This window comes from Neobacillus massiliamazoniensis, from assembly GCF_001048695.1.
Lineage (GTDB): Bacteria > Bacillota > Bacilli > Bacillales > Cytobacillaceae > Neobacillus > Neobacillus massiliamazoniensis.
Genome location: NZ_CVRB01000004.1, coordinates 156,515 through 174,951, shown reverse-complemented (window position 1 = coordinate 174,951; position 18,437 = coordinate 156,515). Strand labels below are relative to the sequence as shown.

General features: G+C 38.2%; 21 protein-coding genes. All 21 read left to right on the top strand.

Annotation, left to right across the window (positions count from 1 at the left end):
• Nucleotides 1-5 precede the first annotated feature (5 nt).
• The 21 genes from BN1082_RS18660 (at nt 6) to BN1082_RS18560 (ending at nt 18,373) form a co-directional block, all read left to right on the top strand.
• Entirely contained in the window at nt 6-584 is a 579-nt protein-coding gene (locus tag BN1082_RS18660; RefSeq protein ID WP_090636916.1) for a TerD family protein, read from the top strand.
• Nucleotides 585-679: 95 nt separating this feature from the next.
• Nucleotides 680-1,474, top strand: coding sequence for a thymidylate synthase (locus BN1082_RS18655; protein ID WP_090636914.1), 795 nt, complete (start codon nt 680-682; stop codon nt 1,472-1,474).
• A complete protein-coding gene (locus tag BN1082_RS18650; protein WP_090636912.1) occupies nt 1,471-1,959 on the top strand; it encodes a dihydrofolate reductase in 489 nt (162 codons plus the stop codon). The genes BN1082_RS18655 and BN1082_RS18650 overlap by 4 nt, the downstream gene beginning before the upstream one ends.
• Before the next feature lie 207 nt (nt 1,960-2,166).
• Nucleotides 2,167-2,361 carry a twin-arginine translocase TatA/TatE family subunit gene (gene tatA, locus BN1082_RS18645; RefSeq protein WP_090636910.1) on the top strand — a complete coding sequence of 65 codons (195 nt, stop codon included), beginning with the start codon at nt 2,167-2,169 and terminating at the stop codon, nt 2,359-2,361.
• A gap of 318 nt (nt 2,362-2,679) precedes the next feature.
• On the top strand, nt 2,680-3,756 hold the full coding sequence (locus tag BN1082_RS18640; protein WP_090636908.1) for a hydrogenase small subunit: 1,077 nt from the start codon (nt 2,680-2,682) through the stop codon (nt 3,754-3,756).
• Nucleotides 3,756-5,474 (top strand): nickel-dependent hydrogenase large subunit, encoded by a 1,719-nt coding sequence (locus BN1082_RS18635; RefSeq protein WP_090636906.1) that lies wholly within the window; start codon nt 3,756-3,758, stop codon nt 5,472-5,474. Before BN1082_RS18640 ends, BN1082_RS18635 begins: the two co-directional genes overlap by 1 nt.
• A gap of 11 nt (nt 5,475-5,485) precedes the next feature.
• Nucleotides 5,486-6,283 carry a Ni/Fe-hydrogenase, b-type cytochrome subunit gene (cybH, locus tag BN1082_RS18630; protein WP_090636904.1) on the top strand — a complete coding sequence of 266 codons (798 nt, stop codon included), beginning with the start codon at nt 5,486-5,488 and terminating at the stop codon, nt 6,281-6,283.
• On the top strand, nt 6,276-6,761 hold the full coding sequence (locus BN1082_RS18625) for a HyaD/HybD family hydrogenase maturation endopeptidase (RefSeq protein WP_090636902.1): 486 nt from the start codon (nt 6,276-6,278) through the stop codon (nt 6,759-6,761). The genes cybH and BN1082_RS18625 overlap by 8 nt, the downstream gene beginning before the upstream one ends.
• Nucleotides 6,758-7,183 (top strand): hypothetical protein, encoded by a 426-nt coding sequence (locus tag BN1082_RS18620; protein ID WP_090636900.1) that lies wholly within the window; start codon nt 6,758-6,760, stop codon nt 7,181-7,183. Before BN1082_RS18625 ends, BN1082_RS18620 begins: the two co-directional genes overlap by 4 nt.
• Nucleotides 7,184-7,193: 10 nt before the next feature.
• Nucleotides 7,194-7,550, top strand: coding sequence for a hydrogenase maturation nickel metallochaperone HypA/HybF (locus BN1082_RS18615; RefSeq protein WP_090636898.1), 357 nt, complete (start codon nt 7,194-7,196; stop codon nt 7,548-7,550).
• Nucleotides 7,550-8,209 carry a hydrogenase nickel incorporation protein HypB gene (hypB, locus tag BN1082_RS18610; protein WP_090636896.1) on the top strand — a complete coding sequence of 220 codons (660 nt, stop codon included), beginning with the start codon at nt 7,550-7,552 and terminating at the stop codon, nt 8,207-8,209. The genes BN1082_RS18615 and hypB overlap by 1 nt, the downstream gene beginning before the upstream one ends.
• Complete coding sequence (hypF, locus tag BN1082_RS18605) at nt 8,194-10,485, top strand: carbamoyltransferase HypF (protein ID WP_090636894.1); 2,292 nt, start codon at nt 8,194-8,196, stop codon at nt 10,483-10,485. The genes hypB and hypF overlap by 16 nt, the downstream gene beginning before the upstream one ends.
• Nucleotides 10,476-10,712, top strand: a complete 237-nt coding sequence (locus BN1082_RS18600) for a HypC/HybG/HupF family hydrogenase formation chaperone (RefSeq protein WP_090636891.1) — start codon at nt 10,476-10,478, stop codon at nt 10,710-10,712. Before hypF ends, BN1082_RS18600 begins: the two co-directional genes overlap by 10 nt.
• Nucleotides 10,684-11,796 (top strand): hydrogenase formation protein HypD, encoded by a 1,113-nt coding sequence (gene hypD, locus BN1082_RS18595; RefSeq protein ID WP_090636889.1) that lies wholly within the window; start codon nt 10,684-10,686, stop codon nt 11,794-11,796. The genes BN1082_RS18600 and hypD overlap by 29 nt, the downstream gene beginning before the upstream one ends.
• Nucleotides 11,796-12,797 (top strand): hydrogenase expression/formation protein HypE, encoded by a 1,002-nt coding sequence (gene hypE, locus BN1082_RS18590; protein ID WP_090636888.1) that lies wholly within the window; start codon nt 11,796-11,798, stop codon nt 12,795-12,797. The genes hypD and hypE overlap by 1 nt, the downstream gene beginning before the upstream one ends.
• Before the next feature lie 165 nt (nt 12,798-12,962).
• Nucleotides 12,963-13,214 (top strand): DUF2535 family protein, encoded by a 252-nt coding sequence (locus BN1082_RS18585; RefSeq protein ID WP_090636886.1) that lies wholly within the window; start codon nt 12,963-12,965, stop codon nt 13,212-13,214.
• 319 nt (nt 13,215-13,533) lie between these two features.
• Nucleotides 13,534-14,376 carry a DegV family protein gene (locus BN1082_RS18580; RefSeq protein WP_090636884.1) on the top strand — a complete coding sequence of 281 codons (843 nt, stop codon included), beginning with the start codon at nt 13,534-13,536 and terminating at the stop codon, nt 14,374-14,376.
• A 142-nt stretch (nt 14,377-14,518) separates the two neighbouring features.
• A complete protein-coding gene (locus BN1082_RS18575) occupies nt 14,519-16,153 on the top strand; it encodes a sensor histidine kinase (protein WP_090636881.1) in 1,635 nt (544 codons plus the stop codon).
• 123 nt (nt 16,154-16,276) lie between these two features.
• Nucleotides 16,277-16,855: an SCO family protein gene (locus BN1082_RS18570; protein ID WP_090636879.1), complete on the top strand. Its 579-nt coding sequence runs from the start codon at nt 16,277-16,279 to the stop codon at nt 16,853-16,855.
• A gap of 108 nt (nt 16,856-16,963) precedes the next feature.
• The gene (locus BN1082_RS18565; RefSeq protein ID WP_090636878.1) at nt 16,964-17,788 is read left to right on the top strand and encodes an SGNH/GDSL hydrolase family protein; all 825 of its coding nucleotides are present in this window, start codon (nt 16,964-16,966) and stop codon (nt 17,786-17,788) included.
• A gap of 6 nt (nt 17,789-17,794) precedes the next feature.
• Nucleotides 17,795-18,373 carry a YpmS family protein gene (locus BN1082_RS18560; RefSeq protein ID WP_090636876.1) on the top strand — a complete coding sequence of 193 codons (579 nt, stop codon included), beginning with the start codon at nt 17,795-17,797 and terminating at the stop codon, nt 18,371-18,373.
• Nucleotides 18,374-18,437 lie beyond the last annotated feature (64 nt).

Here is an 18,437-nt window from a genome sequence, read left to right as displayed (position 1 = left end):
ATCATATGTCGATTAATTTATCAAAAGGTCAACGAATCGATTTAACGAAAACCAATCCAGGACTAACTAAGGCAATAGTCGGTCTTGGGTGGGATACGAACCGTTATCATGGTGGACACGACTTTGATTTGGACGCATCTGCTTTTCTTACAGACGCTAACAACAGAGTGGTCCAAGATGTTGATTTTATTTTCTACAATAACCTAATTCACCCTTCTGGTGCCGTTGAGCATACTGGAGATAATCGTACAGGAGAAGGTGAAGGTGACGATGAGCAAATTAAAATTAACTTTAGTAAGGTTCCATCCCATATTGAGCGCATTGCGATCACGGTAACCATTCATGATGCAGAAGCCAGAAGCCAAAACTTTGGTCAAGTTTCCAACGCTTTTGTTCGCGTTGTTGATGAACAAACTGAAAATGAAATTCTCCGTTTTGACCTTGGGGAAGATTTTTCTGTCGAAACTGCAGTTGTCATCTGTGAACTTTACCGGCATAATGGAGACTGGAAATTCAATGCCATTGGCAGCGGCTTTGCGGGTGGACTTGCTTCCCTTTGCCGTAACTTTGGATTAGAAGTCTAAATAATTTTTAAAAGCTGCTGTCTCCGGCGGCTTTTTCTTATAACAATATGATAAAATGAACAAATATGAAGAATGCAGGTAAGGAAGTGACATCATTGAAGCAATATTTGGATCTTTGTAAACATATTTTGGAAAACGGTCAAATCAAAGGTGATCGGACAGGTACCGGAACCATCAGCAACTTTGGTTATCAGATGAGATTTAATTTAGAAGAAGGGTTTCCTCTTTTAACAACCAAAAAACTTCACTTAAAATCGATTATTTACGAATTGCTTTGGTTTTTAACAGGTGATACAAATATTCGTTATCTACAGGAAAATGGGGTGCGCATTTGGAACGAATGGGCTGATGAAGACGGGGAATTAGGTCCTGTTTATGGCCATCAATGGCGTTCCTGGACAGGAGCTGATGGAAAAACAATCGACCAAATCAGCGAACTGATTGAGCAATTAAAAACGAATCCGGATTCAAGAAGGCTTATTGTCAATGCCTGGAATGTAGCAGAAATAGACAAAATGGCTTTGCCGCCATGTCACTGTATGTTTCAATTTTATGTGGTAGACGGAAAGCTTTCCTGTCAATTATATCAGCGCTCTGCTGATGTATTCCTTGGTGTTCCGTTTAATATCGCTTCATATGCAATTCTGACATTAATGATTGCACAAGTCAGCGGCTTAAAGCCGGGTGAATTTATTCATACTTTTGGTGATGTTCATATTTATCAAAATCACATTGAACAGGTAAAGCTACAAATGGAAAGAGAACCACGTTCATTACCTAAATTAATTATTAATCCGGCAGTGAAAAATATCTTTTCATTTAAATATGAGGATTTTGAGTTAGTAGGCTATGATCCGCATCCACATATTAAAGGAGTGGTCAGCGTATGATCTCTTTTTTAGTAGCTATGGATGAAAAGAGATTAATTGGTAAGGATAATCAACTACCTTGGCATTTACCGGAGGACTTGAAATTCTTTAAAAAAGTCACAATGGGTCATCCAATTGCGATGGGAAGAAAAACCCATGAATCGATTGGCCGAATCCTTCCTGGAAGAGAAAATATTGTTATTACACGCCAAAATAATTATCAGTGTGAAGGATGTACAGTTTTTTCCTCAATTAAGGATTTTATAAGCTACTGTCAAAACCAAAACGATGAAATTTTTGTCATCGGTGGTGCAGAAATATTTAAAGAAACGTTTGCTTATGCTGACAGATTATATATTACTTTTATTCATGAAGATTTTGAGGGAGATACATATTTTCCGGAATTCGATTTTTCCCAGTGGCAACTACTGTCATCCAAAAAAGGACCAAAGGATGACAAAAATCCTTACGATTATGAATTTAGGATTTATGAACGAAAATTTTAATAATTAATAGTTGAAAGATCTCTCATATGGTTGTTGGACATTGACTTCAGTGGATATATTGGAAATGCTTACTACCAAAGTCCTATATCTGTTTGTTTTGTTAAATATTGTGAATAAACTATGAATAATCCTAAATATTTAATGCAAAATGAGGATTGGATACTATAATTAGAATAGTAATATATAACAATTAAAGGGGTGTAAATCTTGTTATCAAATATCGGCATTCCTGGATTAATTTTAATTTTAACATTAGCACTTATTATCTTTGGACCGAAAAAATTACCTGAAATTGGTAAAGCCTTTGGACAAACATTAAAAGAGTTTAAAAAATCCACTCGTGAACTAACAGAAGATGTAATGGGTGACAATGAAGTAGAAAAGAATAAATTGACTAAATAAGAGGCTGTCCCAAAAGGGGACAGGCACCACTATATTTACAAATTTTAACAGACCATTAATAAAAAGAGGGATCCTAAAAGTAAATTCTTTTGGGACACCCTCTTTTTTCTTTTTTCCTATAAATGTCCTTCTTTTCCTTGTCGACTAAAAGAGTTTGATTGGAAATTAGATTTTTTTTTTCAATTTTTTCACCATAGAGATGTAATTAAGAACTCTTTGTGTCCTTTTTTGAAAATTCAAGACGAAAGACCTATGAGTGTACTAAAATTTTTATGAGGTCTTGTTTTTTCGTATTCATGTTATGTGGAGGGGAAAGGGATGAAGACAAACAAAACAGTTTATGAAGCAGCGATTGAACATGGATTTAGTCGTCGTGACTTCTTAAAGATGTGTACTGCTCTAGCAGCAACACTTGGGCTTGAGTTTACACAATCTAATAAAGTGGTAAAAGCAATGGAGATGAACTCAAGAGTGCCGGTGGTTTGGCTGCAATTCCAGGATTGCACTGGATGTTCCGAATCATTTATCCGTTCATCACAACCAAAAACTGAAAACGTTTTACTTCAAATGATTTCACTTGAATATTCTGAAGTGCTGTCAGCAGCATCAGGATACCAAGTTGAGGCTTCTATGGAACAAGTATTAAAGGATTATAAAGGTGAGTATGTTCTTGCGGTTGAGGGGAGTATACCAAGCGATAGTGCCTTCTTGACTGTCGGTGGTAAATCACAAATAGATACATTGCAGCAAATGGCTGCAGATGCAAAAGCGATCATTGCCTATGGATCATGTTCTTCCTGGGGGGGAATCCCTGCGGCATATCCGAATCCAACCGGAGCAAAACCAGTTACTAGCTTTGTGAAAAATACCCCTGTCATTCGTGTTCCAGGCTGTCCGCCTATTGCTGAAGTTATGACAGGTGTCATTGCTCATATCATCACCTTCGGAAAACTGCCTGAATTGGATCAACACGGTCGTCCAACAGCATTTTATCGTCATCGTATCCATGATAAATGTAATCGCCGCGCCTATTTTGATGCCGGCTTGTTTGTCGAAAATTTTGATGATGAGGGTGCAAAACAAGGTTATTGCTTATACAAAGTTGGCTGTAAAGGCCCAACCACCTATAACGCTTGTGCAGAAATGCGCTGGAATGGCGGTGTAAGCTACCCGATTCAATCTGGAAATCCTTGCATCGGCTGTTCCGAGAAAGATTTCTGGGATAATGGTCCGCTCTACACAAGGAGAGCCAAAATTCCAGGAACACAAACAACCATTTCACCAGACACTATAGGTTTGGCTGCAGTCGGCTTAACAACGGCAAGTATTGCTGTTCATGCAACTGGAACAGTAATTCAGAAGAAAAGAGACGATAAACAACGAGGTGAAGAATAATGAGTGAACGAATTGTTGTAGATCCAATAACAAGAATTGAGGGTCACCTTCGAGTAGAAGTAGATATTGATGAAAATGGCGTCATAAAAGACGCATTTAGTTCAGGAACTGCTGTTCGTGGATTAGAGCTGATTGTAAAAGATCGTGATCCACGTGATGTTTGGGCCTATATTCAAAGAATTTGTGGTGTTTGTACAACTGTTCATGCACTTGCATCCATTCGTTCAGTCGAAGATGCCTTAAATATAACAATACCACGAAATGCCCATTTGATTCGTGAAATTATGAACGAAACGATTTTTCTTCATGACCATGTGGTTCACTTTTATCATTTGCATGCATTAGACTGGGTGGATGTTGTCAGTGCAACAAAAGCTAACCCAGCAGAAACATCTAGAATTGCTCAATCCATATCAAGCTGGCCGAAGTCCTCACCTGGCTATTTCACTGACGTACAAAATAAAGTGAAAAAACTGATTTCAAGTGGACAGCTTGGCATCTTCGCCAATGGTTATTGGGGCCATCAAGCATATAAGCTCCCACCAGAAGTGAATTTGCTCGCAGTTGCGCACTATTTGGAAGCGTTAGATTGGCAAAAGGAAATCGTCAAAATTCACACCATTTTCGGCGGCAAAAACCCGCATCCACATTACGTAGTTGGCGGTATGGCGACACCGCTTGATATTGACAGCGATAACGCTATCAATGCTGAAAGATTGATGCATGTATCACAACTAATTGACCAAGCACGGGATTTTGTGAATCAAGTATATATTCCGGATTTACTTGCTATCGGTTCATACTATAAGGATTGGACATACGGCGGTGGCTTAAATAACTATTTATGTTATGGTGATTTTTCAACCGGATCTGTTTATGACTATAAAAATTACAGAATGCCTCGCGGGATAATACTTAATGGTAATTTAAACGAAGTGCTTGATGTAGACCTTAAAGACCCTAATCAGGTGAAGGAATTTATTGATCACTCTTGGTATACATATGACGGAAAGCAAGGAGGCGGAAAGCATCCTTTTGAGGGTGAAACCACCTTCCATTACACTGGACCAAAAGCACCATTTAAACAATTGGATACAAACAAGGAATATAGCTGGCTGAAAGCACCAAGATGGAAAGATCATCCGATGGAAACTGGTCCTCTTGCAAGGATGATGGTTGGATATGCTTCTGGTAAAGATGAAATTGTTAACATTGTCAACGACACATTGAAAAAGCTTAATTTACCTATGTCAGCCTTACAATCCGCTCTTGGGCGTACGGTTGCGCGTGGAATTGAATCAGTATTGATTTCAGGCTGGCTCCGCAATGACATGGATGACTTGCTTAAAAATATTAAAAACGGTGACCAAGTGACCTTTGATCGGACCAAATGGGAACCAAGTACATGGCCTAAGAGTGCAAAAGGTGTGGGCTGGATGGAAGCGCCGCGTGGAGCTCTTGGCCATTGGATTGACATTGAAAACGGAAAAACGAAAAACTATCAAGCAGTAGTGCCGACAACTTGGAATGCATCACCACGTGATCACAAAAATAATATTGGTGCCTACGAGGCAGCTCTAAAAGGTACACCAATGTTAAACAAAGAACAGCCTCTTGAAATATTGAGGATTATTCATTCCTTTGACCCATGTCTTGCATGTGCCGTTCATTTAACAGATTTGGAGACCAAAAACACGACGGAAATTCGTTTAGGTTAGGGGTGTGACAAATGGGTGCGCCAAAGTTACCAACTAAAACTCCAGGCTCTGTCTCGGATCAGAATGTGGGGATCAATAGTGAAAATTCCTTTCATCCTCAACTGCCAATTCACTACAAACCGGTGAAAGATGAAGTAAAGGTTTATGTTTGGGAATTGCCTGTAAGGATTTTTCACTGGATGAACATGCTGGCCATCATTCTCTTAATGGTGACGGGGATTTATATTGGAAAACCGTTTGCTTCTGCGGGGATTCCCGGTGAAGCTTATTACTCAAACATGATGGGGTGGATGAGATATATTCACTTTTTTGCAGCCTTTCTGTTTACCATCAATCTCTTATATCGTTTGTTTTGGGCTGCCATCGGAAACAAATATTCTAAATCTAACCCGTTTAGATGGATATTTTGGAAAGAAGTATGGGAAACCATTAAATTCTATTTGTTCCTAAAAAATAAGAAGCCTCATTATGTGGGACATAATCCGTTGGCACAATTAAGCTATTGGATATTTATCTTCTTCGGTTCTTGGATTTTGATGCTGACCGGATATTACATGTATTTTGAGCCACAACCAGAGTCCATCTGGGGAAAATTGTTTTCTTGGGTTCCGTATCTATTTGGTAATGACAGTTACACTGTACGTTCTTGGCATCACTTAATGGCTTGGGGAATTATGTTATTTATCGTAATTCACGTTTATATGGCATTCCGCGATGATTATCTAGAACGGAATGGATCGATTTCATCCATGGTAACTGGCTATAAGACAGAACCAAAAAAAGCTGTAGGTGGAAAATTAAATGAATAGAGATACCGACAAAAAGATTACTATTTTAGGAATTGGCAACACCCTCTTCTCAGATGAGGGTGTTGGCATTCACCTTTTACCTCTCTTAGAAGAAGCGATGCGGGATTATGAAAATATTGAGATTATTGACGGTCAAACCGATGGGATGAAATTGCTTGGCCCTGTTGAAGATGCTCAAAACTTAATCATTATTGATGCCATAAATGCCGGTAAGGAAGGGGGCACCATTATTAAACTGGAAGGGGATGAAATCCCTGCTTACTTTGGAATCAAGATGTCCATTCATCAGATTGGATTCCAGGAAGTGTTGTTTGCCGCAAAAATGCGAGAGCGATATCCGGATCAAATCATCATGTTTGGAATGCAACCAACATCGTTGGAATTAGGTGTTGAACTAAGTGAAACAAACCGGGGAAGATTACGAGAGCTTGCAAAGGAGGTCATTAACCAAGTAAATCGCTGGAGAGATGCATCATGAAACGTGGCGATTTTTTAAAGGAATTGGGGAACAGCCTATTTCAAACTGTAAAATCAGTCTACGAGCCATTCATTCAAGAGGATATAGAAAAGGTTGGGGAAGCGGCAGACAGAGCCCTTGGCATCACATGGATGCCATTAATGAACGAAGATGAGTTATCCTCAGATCTTGAAATAAAATTTATCGCAAGAAAACCAATTATTATATCACGAAATGGAACGAACATGCAGGCATTTGATGGAGTGTGTCCTGTATGTTCGAATATTATTATCCTGTCAACACTATATTCAAGTGGGAAATGTTTGAATTGTCAAAAAGAATTCAATTTTAAAACAATGTCCGGCGATTTGCAACTTGACTTGCTACCAACCAAAATCAAAGATCATATATATTTTGTTGGTCTCCATAGGTTTAAGAAATAAGGTGAATACGATGCATGAAATGTCGTTAATGGGAGATATTCTTCAACTTGTTCAAGAAGATGCATTAGAGAAAAGAATTAACAATATTTCCAAGGTTGAATTGATCGTCGGAGAAATATCGAACGCGATGCCTGATGCATTAAGAATGGCTTTTGATATTTTTCGTGATCAAAATTTGCACCTTTTCCATAAGGAAGCTGAGTTAATCATTCATCTTGAAGAAGCGAAGGCGGAATGTGTAATTTGTGGCGTACAGTACCAGCCTACTCAAAAAATAGCGCTTTGCCCTAACTGTCAAATTCCATCAGGTAAAATTCTGACAGGAGAGACTTTTCAAGTTTTATCATATGAAGGGAGTCATGAATGATGAAGGTTATGTTAAGAACAGATGTATTAACAAATAACAATAAGGCTGCAGAGTTTAATCGTGAACTGTTTGAACGAACTAATACCTTAGTGATAAATCTCATGAGTTCACCTGGAGCAGGAAAAACAACATTATTAGAAGAAACCGTAAGGATTTTATCGGAAAAATATCGGATTGCTGTTATTGAGGGCGATTTAGCCACAGAAAGAGATGCGGATCGGATTCGGGCAACGGGGGCAAAAGCCGTTCAAATTAATACGCATGGCGGCTGTCACCTTGATGCAAGAATGGTTGCAGCTTCATTAGGAGAATTTGACCTTGATGAAATCGATATATTGTTTATTGAAAATGTTGGCAATCTCGTTTGTCCATCGGGTTATGACCTCGGGCAAAATCATAAGGTAGCTGTCCTAAGTGTGCCAGAAGGAAATGACAAGATTCCGAAATACCCGCAAATGTTCATGAGGACTGAACTCGTTTTACTAAATAAAATTGATTTATTACCATATCTTGATTTTAGTGTTGAAGAAGCAAGAAGGGACTTAATTGAAATTAACCCTGAATCAACATTAATTTCACTTTCTGCAAGAACAAAAGAAGGGCTGAATGAATGGTTCTCCTGGATTGAAGGAGCATTCGATCGATGCGTACAGCAGTAAAAGTATCTGTTCGCGGCAGAGTACAAGGTGTCGGTTTCCGGCCATTTGTATTTCAGCTTGCTGACATCCACAAATTAGTGGGTACTGTGCAAAATAATATGGATGGTGTCAAGATTCATCTCGAAGGAAACCCCACTTCAATAGAAGCGTTTCTTTCAGACTTAAAGACGAAAGCTCCGAGACTCTCGAAAATAAATGAGATTTTGGTACATGATACCAAGGTGCAACATGCAGTTGATTTTTCTATTATAGAAAGCGAACGGAGCGGCACTTCCATGTTAGTTATCCCAATTGATTCAGCTGTTTGTGATGATTGTTTAACGGAAATGAACGATCCGTCAGATTTTCGTTACCAATATCCTTTCATCAATTGTACACAATGTGGGCCGCGTTATACCATTATTGAGGAATTACCCTATGATCGTCCCTATACGTCCATGAAGGAATTTCCGATGTGTGAAGATTGCCGTAGGGAATATGAAGATCCGAGAAATAGGCGCCATCATGCCCAGCCGATAGCATGTCCAAACTGTGGTCCAAAAGTGCGTTTGTTAAATTCTCAAGGTTTGGAGATAGAATTAGAGAATCCTATTAAAGCTACCATCAAGCATTTAAAAGAGGGGAAAATTGTTGCTATTAAAGGGCTGGGAGGTTATCACCTTAGTTGTGATGCGAGGAATGAGCAGGCGGTTGTAACATTAAGAAAAAGGAAAAAACGACCATTAAGACCATTAGCAGTGATGGCTGCTTCCATATCTGAAATTGAGAAATTTGCAGATTTTAATAATGCTGAAGCAGAAGTTTTGAAAAGTCCGGAATCCCCTATCGTCGTAATGAAGAAAAATGGATACTACGGGCTGGCAGATGCATTGGCCCCCGGAATGAGAACAATTGGAGCCATGCTCCCATATACACCGCTGCACCATTTGATCTTGGCCGACCCTGAACTTACTTGCCTTGTCATGACGAGTGCCAATCCTTCTGGAATGCCGATTCTATTTAAAGATGAAGAAGCCTTTCAATATCTTGATGGAATTGCAGATTATTATCTCATTCATAATCGTGAGATTCTCCATCCAGTCGATGATTCTGTTGTTCAAATTAATGATGGAAAACTTGACTTATTGCGAAGGTCAAGAGGATTTGTTCCAGACCCTATATTAACAGATAAAGATGTGTCAGGGATTGTCTCTTTTGGTGGCCAGCAAAAAACGACCTTTACGATTGGTCGTAATGAACAAATTTTTATTGGTCCCCATATCGGAGATTTAGAGAATATTGAAACGATCCATCATTATCAACGTGAATTAGAACATCTTTTAAAATGGATTGATACACCTAAAACAACAGCAGTTATTGATGCCCACCCGGGCTATCAAGTAAAAAATCTAGTAAAAGAATATGGATTTGCAGAAGTGTTAGAAGTACAGCATCATCATGCCCATATGGCAGCTTGCTTAGAGGAACATCAGATTGCTGGAAAAGCATATGGAATTATTTTAGATGGAACGGGATATGGATTTGATGGAAGCATTTGGGGGTTTGAAATCTTCTACGGTGATGCATCTGAATTCGAGCGTATGTCCCATTTACACTATACTCCTCTTCCAGGCAGTGAAAAGTGTATACGTGAGCCATGGCGTAATGCAACTGCCATGTTAATATCGTTACATGGAAAAAAGGGAATAGAATTGGCGAAGGAGATTTTTGCTGATAAATTACCAGAGATTGATATTTTAAAAGTAATGATTGAGAAGAACATAAACACCGTTATGGCAGGAACATGCGGTAGGCTGTTTGATGCCGTTAGTGCGCTATGTGGGGTGGCGAAAATGTCTACCTATGACGGGGAAGCAGCGATTAAATTAGCCGAACTGGCGGATGATCGGAAAGTTTATCTTCCTTACCCTTTTGATTTAAGGAATGAAGAAATTTTATCTATTCATTTTTCTAAAACAATTTTAGAAATTGCTGAGGATATTATTGAAAATAAGGACATTTCTGAGATAAGCGGGCGATTCCATGAAACTGTCGTTCAGGCAATTGTTTCGGCCATGTCGCATTTACAAAGTATAGCTCCTGAAACGGAAAAAACAGTTGTTTTATCAGGAGGAAGTATCCATAATCGGTATTTAAGAAAAAGGCTCAATACAGAATTAACTAGATTAGGGTTTAATGTCTATCTGCCTGTAAAGGTACCATGTAATGACGGAGGATTATCTTACGGGCAATTGGTTGTTGCCGCAGCAAAAAGGAGGTCTTTATCATGTGTGTAGGAGTACCAGCTAAAGTAGTCAAAATGATGGAATATAGTGCAGTGGTTGATGTGATGGGGTCACAAACGACCGTAGGAACCATTTTTGTTCCTGAAATAAAACTGGGGGATTTTGTAATTGTTCATGCCGGCCAGGCGATGAGTATTGTTGATGAAAACTATGCCAGACAAAGTGTGGAAGAATGGAGGAAGCTTATTCATGCTAGAAATTCTGAAGCAGTCAAATAATCCGGAAATCTGCAAACCGCTTGCCGAGGCAGTCATTCAAAAAGCAAAAGAGTTCCAGCATAAATTTGGACGCAAGCCCGCATTCATGGAAGTGTGCGGCTCACATACGATGTCTCTAGCACGGACAGGGGTAAAATCACTCATAATGGAGGATGTCAACTTGATTTCCGGTCCAGGTTGCCCGGTTTGCGTGACTGACCAAAAATCGATTGATGCCATGATTGCTTTGGCGGAAGGTGAGAATCGGATTATCTGCACGTTTGGTGATATGATGAGGGTTCCCGGTTCTAATAAAACATTGTTAGATTCCAAGATTTCTGGAAAAGATATCCGGGTATTATATTCTCCTGTAGATGCTGTTAAAGTGGCGGAAGAAAATCCTGATAAGGAAGTCATTTTTCTCGGTATTGGCTTCGAAACGACAATTCCGATTTTAACACTCATGATAGGCGAAGCAGAAAATCGCGGTATTAAGAATTTTTCGATTTGGATGGCAACCAAGTTAGTAGAACCGATACTCCGTTATTTATTGGATTCAGGCGAGGTCCATTTAGATGGCTTTTTGCTTCCGGGTCATGTTTCCATTGTTATAGGCGAAGATTCTTATCAGTATTTAGTCGATGATTATCATATTTCCGGTGTGATTACCGGCTTCGAGACAGCCGATCTGCTCTCCGGAATTTATAAATTGATTGATTTAGCTGTAAATGGCAAGGTTGCAATTGAAAACAATCTTCAATCTATTGTAAGTAAAACGGGAAATCAAGTTATCCACCAGTGGCTTAATAAATATTTAACTCCATGTGAAGAAGCATGGCGCGGAATTGGTGTTATTCCAAATAGTGGGCTAGATTTTAAATCGGAATACGACCAGTTTAATGCAAAGAAAAGATTTACGGTTAAAGTTGGCGAACCAAGAAAAACTAAATGTCGCTGTGGTGAAGTGATCCGCGGCTTGATTTCCCCAAAAGAATGCCCATTGTTTGGAAAAGCCTGTAACCCTATGAACCCTATAGGACCGTGCATGGTATCGGCTGAAGGAAGCTGTGCTGCTTATTATCATTACATGAGGGAGAGTTTCTAATGGAGAAATATATCAGCCTAGCACACGGAGATGGCGGCGAATTAAGCCACCGTTTAATCCGTGAAATCTTTGTGGAAGCTTTCGGGGATGGCAATGCCGCAATGTTTGATGCTGCATCCTTGAATATCACTGGCAGCAAAATTGCGGTCACAACGGACTCTTTTGTTATCAAGCCTATTTTCTTTCCGGGTGGTTCCATCGGTAAATTGGCAGTAGCTGGAACGGTAAATGACCTCTCAGTAAGTGGAGCGATGCCTCTTTACTTAACATGTGGCTTTGTTATTGAAGAAGGCTTTTCTATTTCAGATTTGAAGAGAATTGTTTCCGACATGGCAAATGAAGCTAAAAAAACAGGTGTTACGATTGTTGCAGGAGATACAAAGGTAGTCGAACGAGGCAGTGCTGACGGAGTGTATATTAATACGACCGGCATAGGAATTTATGAACAAGGAATTGGCTGCAGCCTTGAATTTGAAGAAGGTGATGCTATCGTGGTGTCAGGCACCATTGGTGATCACGGGATTGCCGTGTTAGCTGCACGAGGAGAATTAGGCATCACAGTTCCAACCAAAAGCGATTGTGCTTCCTTAAATCAAATGCTTAGTGAGGTCCTAACGTCTACTAATGGAGTCCGCATCATGCGTGATCCAACAAGGGGTGGGCTGGCAACTACTCTTGTAGAAATAGCCGAGGATTTTCATCTAACAATGAAAATTAATGAATCTTCCCTTCCTGTGAAGGAAGAAGTCCATGGAGTTTGTGATCTATTAGGCTTTGACCCGCTTTATTTAGCAAACGAAGGAAAAGCGATTATTATTGTTGCTAATAAAGATAAAGATAGAGTTATAGAAATATTACGTGGATTCCCAGAAGGCCACGATGCCGTTGTCATTGGTTCTATTATCGGTAAAGGAAAAGGCCAATTATTACTTGAAACACCACTCGGCTCAAATAGATTATTAAATAGACTGTCAGGAACGATGTTTCCACGAATATGCTAAGACGGTAAAATACCCTCTTGGGTAACATCACCTGTTTTTTCTTTTTCAACTTATCAAGTGTAAATAATTCACAAATATTTTAAAATGCCAAGCAGAAATAGACACATTTCGAGGGATGAGTGGTGTATAATAGATTCAAACGGGTGAAAAAGAGGATTGATTATTTTGTTATTCAAAAGCCTAGAGTTCAAAAATGTTGTTGGACAGAAGGTTAAAGTCATGGATATTCCTGTATTGGAGGAAGATAGCACCTATCGTTTTATGATCCAAGTCCGTTTACAGACGCTAATAACGTCCATTTATAAGGAAAATAAGCCCAAAAAATGCTACTCCTTTAAAGATTATTTAAAAAAGGTTATGAAATGGCCGGATTACGAACAACTATTTAAAGTTGGCGAACTTAAAAATAATGCATAAGGGAAGTTGGGCATCGGGAAACCGGTGCTCTTTTGTTTTTTATAGGCTATATTAAAAGTTCATTGTTGATTTTGCCACTATGTTGATTGGAGTGGAAGGCGCGAGACTCTTGCGGGAAAAACGGGTCAAGGGAGACCCCGCAGGCTTACTGCTTGAGGAGGCTCCCGAACCGCCCTCGGAAAGCGAGCTTCTTGAACGGAAATCAACAGGAAAGTTTAACAGAGCATTTTAATAAAAACTTAAGAAAATGGGAGATTTTATTTATTTAAGAGGGAGTAACCTGTATAATACATAGGAGTATTGGTAGGGATGTGAATTAATGAACAAAATAAAAATTGTAACCGATTCAACATTAGATTTGTCTACAGAAGTAATTGAAAATCTTGACATTGTGGTCGTGCCTTTGACAGTAACCATAAATGGCAAAACTTATTTAGACCGTGTAGATTTAAATCCTGTTGAATTTATCAAACTTATGAATAAATCTGAAGAATTACCAAAAAGTTCTCAACCATCTACAGGTGCTTTTCTTCAAGTGTATGACCAGCTTGGAGCAGAAGGGTATGAAGTGTTATCGATCCATATGTCAGGGAAAATGAGTGGAACTGTTCGGTCCGCCGAGTGTGCTGCTCAAATGACGAATACGAAGGTAACAGTTGTGGATTCAAAGTTTATTTCAAAGGCACTCTCTTTTCAAGTGAAAGAAGCTTCTACACTCGCCATGAAGGGGAAGAGTGTCGAAGAAATTCTGGAGCGGTTAGAAACTATTTCCAATCATACTAAGCTATACGTCATGGTTGACACGTTAGAAAATCTTGTTAAAGGTGGACGAATTGGGAAGGGGAAAGCATTCATTGGTTCTTTGTTAAACATTAAACCAATTGCTTCACTGGAGGGTGCAGAATATACACCCGTAACAAAGGTTCGAAGCCATTCACAAGTAGTAAAATTTTTAGTGAAGCAATTTGCTGAAGATATTTCTGGAAGAACCATCCGTGGTGTTGGCATTGCCCATGCAGGAGCTTACGAGCTTGCCATAAGAATACAAGAAAGTATTTATGAACTGACAGGATTTAATGATGTAGAAATTGATTATACAAATCCAACCATCATTACCCATACAGGAGCAGGAGCCATTGCTTTAATGTATTATTATGATTAATAAGTCGAAAAGCCTCTAAACTAAAAGATTTAGAGGTTTTTGACTTTATAAACTAATTATTTCAATTTTCTGTTATGAAAAAGGAATTTCCACCTATCATGTAGAATTTTTACATCATGTAGAACGCGAAAGGGATCTTTGTATGACATATAATGAACATGAGAAGGAATTGCCTTTATATCGAAAGGTGTTCATATTTTCTTTTTTAATAGCCTTCTTGGTCGTTGTCTCAACTGCGGGTACTGTTCTTTTCTATCAGTTAAATCAGATGGAGAATCAATTGACGGAACGGGCAAAGGGAATTGCCACCTTGTGGTTCGATTCTATTCCCGAAGTGGTAATTCAAGATGTAATTGATAAAAAGAGTGAAAACTCTAATACAAATAAAAATCTAAATGAGATTTTAGCAAGACTAATGAAAAAAAATTCCAGATTTTTTAATGGATATGTTGTCGTTACTAAAAAAATACAATTAAATAAATTCACATTTATTACTGCTAAAAAGAGGGATGGTGCATACGAACTTGACAATTTCAGCACCTACTCTGCGGGAAAAGAGTTCCTTATTGGGTATAACAAGGCAGTAGAAACCAATAATTTAACTACCAGTCAGATATATCGCGACCAAAATGGTATGTGGATAACTGCTTTTCAGCCCATTTACGATCATCATGGAAAAATAATTGCCATTTTTGCAGCCAATGTCAATGCATCAAGTGTTACATCCTATAAATCGAAGATGGGACTCTACCTATTTATTTCTATTTTTTTTGTTACAACGATCGTTTACTTTACATTAAGATGGGGTCTTAAAAAGGTTTTTGAACCTGTTCATGAGATCATTTCGGGTATTAATGCTGTTAGTGCGGGAAACTTTAACGTGAAATTACATATTTCTGATCAATCAGATTTGGCGAAGTTGGGCGAAAACTTTAATCAAATGACCGATCATTTAGCTCTTCTATTTGAACGTCTTTCCGATACATATAAAGAATTTGGCTCGATAACTGTGAATCTGGGAAACACCCATTTTTTTGAGGATGCAATTGATGAAATGGATAAAATAATTGCAAAAACAAGAATTCAAAAGGAATTGCAAAGGGCGGAAAAAATGAATGCAATCGGGCAGCTCGCTGCATCAGTGGCCCATGAAATTAGAAACCCAATGACAGTGGTTAGAGGCTTTTTACAAATCTTTTTAGTAAGTGAACATATGAGTAAGGATGAAATAACCTACATTCAATTAATGATTGAAGAATTAAACCGGGCAGAGATGATCATTAACGACTATCTGTCATTAGCAAAGCCAGATCTTGATCAAATCGAAAAAGTGACAGCAAGTGAAATAGCTTCAAAAGTGATGGACTTAATGAATACCTTTGCTTTAATGTCAAAAAACATTACTTTACAAATGGTTTTGGATGAAGATGTATATGTAAAAGGGAACCAGGGTGAATTAAAACAGGTATTGATTAATATTGTAAAGAATGGAATTGAAGCCATGAAATCTGGAGGCATTCTATCCCTTAAAGTGAAAAAAAGTGGAGAGTTTGGATTGTTTGAAATTTCAGATACTGGGATTGGCATGTCTTCTGATGAATTGTGTCGATTAGGAACAGCGTTTTACTCTCTTAAGGAAAAGGGAACAGGAATCGGACTAATGGTCTGCTATCAAATTGTAGATAAAATGAGAGGACATATTGATGTAAAGAGCATTAAAGGAGAAGGAACTACCTTTAGAATATATGTTCCTTTATGGAGCGAAGAAATGCCGTAAACTGGTCGGTGCCTGACACCCTCTAGAATGAGAGTGATTGACTTGAAAGCGGTTTACTTCCTTCTTTTTCATAACTTTGCTAATATTATTGACGATGAATAGGTGAAAGTTGCAGGTGATTTTATGAAATTTCGTTTTACTGTCATTATGTTGGTTATTACTATTTTATTACTGTCTGCATGCGGGAAGAAAGAAATTAAAAATGCTGTCGATTGGCCAATAAAGGATTTTTCGGCAACAAACCAAGATAATAAATCATTTGGATTAAAGGATCTAAAGGGGAAGGTTTGGATTTCAGACTTCATTTTTACAAGCTGTGCGGATGTATGTCCTCCAATGACCCAACACGTTGCCAAACTGCAAAAGATGGTTAAAGATAACGGATTAAAGAATGTTGAATTTGTATCGTTTAGTGTGGATCCATCAGTGGATTCTCCAGAAGGACTTGCCCGTTATGCAAAGCAGTTTCAAGCGGATTTTACAAATTGGACCTTTTTAACAGGATATACTCAACAGTTTATTGAAAACTACGCAATGACAAATTATAAGGCTTTCGTCAAAAAACCAGATGAAGGCAGTCAAGTGATTCATCAAACCTATCTTTATTTAATCGATCAAAAGGGACATATTAGAAAATCATATAATGGATTTAACAATGTTCCTTATGATGAAATCATTCATGATATCAAAGCGTTGCAATAGGCCTATTACAGGTCTATTTTTTTTATCCCGAATAGAATATAGGAGGTTATGTTTTGAAATATTCCCGTCGTGTTATAATAACATTAGTTTAGAGGGCAGGTGAATGATATGAAAAAGCTTTTCACCCTTCTAATTCTCTTTATTTTCTTAATGACCTCATGCAGTCAATCGCACCAATCGGCATTACTCCCTGTAAAAGAAGCTGCAATTCAGGTTTATAAGCCAATTCCGGCTGATTTCCTACCACGAAAATTAACGGTAGTTACGGCAGGTGATTCTTTAACTGAAGGGGTGGGTGATAGTACCGGCCATGGCGGCTACATCCCCTATATAAAAACGATGCTTGAAAAAGAAAAAGGAATTAATGAGGTTGATTTTTATAATTATGGCGTAACGGGTAATCGAACGACGCAATTATTAAAAAGACTGCAATCGCAAGAGATGAAAACAGCACTGCGTAAAGCGGACTTAGTGATTCTGACAATTGGCGGAAATGATATTATGAAAGTAGTGAAGGATCATATTTCTAACCTTCAACTATCAGATTTTACAAAAGAAAAGGAATCATACATAGTTCATTTGCAGCAAATTATGGACGCGATTATTGCAGAAAATCCTCAAGTGTCTATTGTCATGATTGGTTTATATAATCCTTTTTCAAAGTGGTTTTCGAATATTAAGGAAATGGATCAAATTGTTTCGGATTGGAATCAGGCAGGTCAGACGGTCGTAACTAGCTATCCAAATGCGTATTTTGTTGATATTCAAGACATTTTTCAAAACACGAATGAAAACCTTTTATTTACTGATAATTTTCATCCAAACGACAAAGGGTATGAACTGATTGCAGGGAGATTAAATGAGACCTTGGAGAAACGCACTGTTCCAGATTTGGAAAAGAAATCGTATATGGTTAGTAAAGAGGAGAATTAGGATTTTATGAAAAATAAATGGAAAAAGGCGTTCCTTATTTTATTGGGACTAAACCTTTTGATTTTGATTGTTATATTTTCGTTGTTATTGACACCAACAGGTAGTAAACAATCAAGCAAACAGAATGTACAGAGTGGGGACAGTGTCTCCTTTAATGTAAAATCAAACAAAAATGATTTAAACATGTTGATCAATCACTATTTGAAAAAAGAGGCTGCTGATTCTCCAATTGCCTATCAAGTCGTATTGGGTGATGAAGTAGAACTATATGGGACATTACCACTTTTTAGTGAAAAAATAAATATGAAGCTGACCTTTGAGCCTGACGCACTTTCTAATGGCGATTTAGTTTTAAAACAAAAGTCTATCAACGTCGGCAGTTTACCTCTCCCTGTTTCATACGTCCTGAAATTTATTAGTGAAACCTATAAACTTCCACAAGGAGTAGACATTCGGCCTGATGATAAGCTGGTCTATATCAATATGCAGCAATTGAAGCTTAATAGTGATATAAAAATAAAAGTGGATCAATTTGATTTGAAAAATGATAACATTGATTTTACATTGTTAGTTCCAATAAAATAAAGATGTCCATAAAATATCAGACCCCTCACTTGGTTGAGGGGTCTGACACTTTTTGGGGAGACAT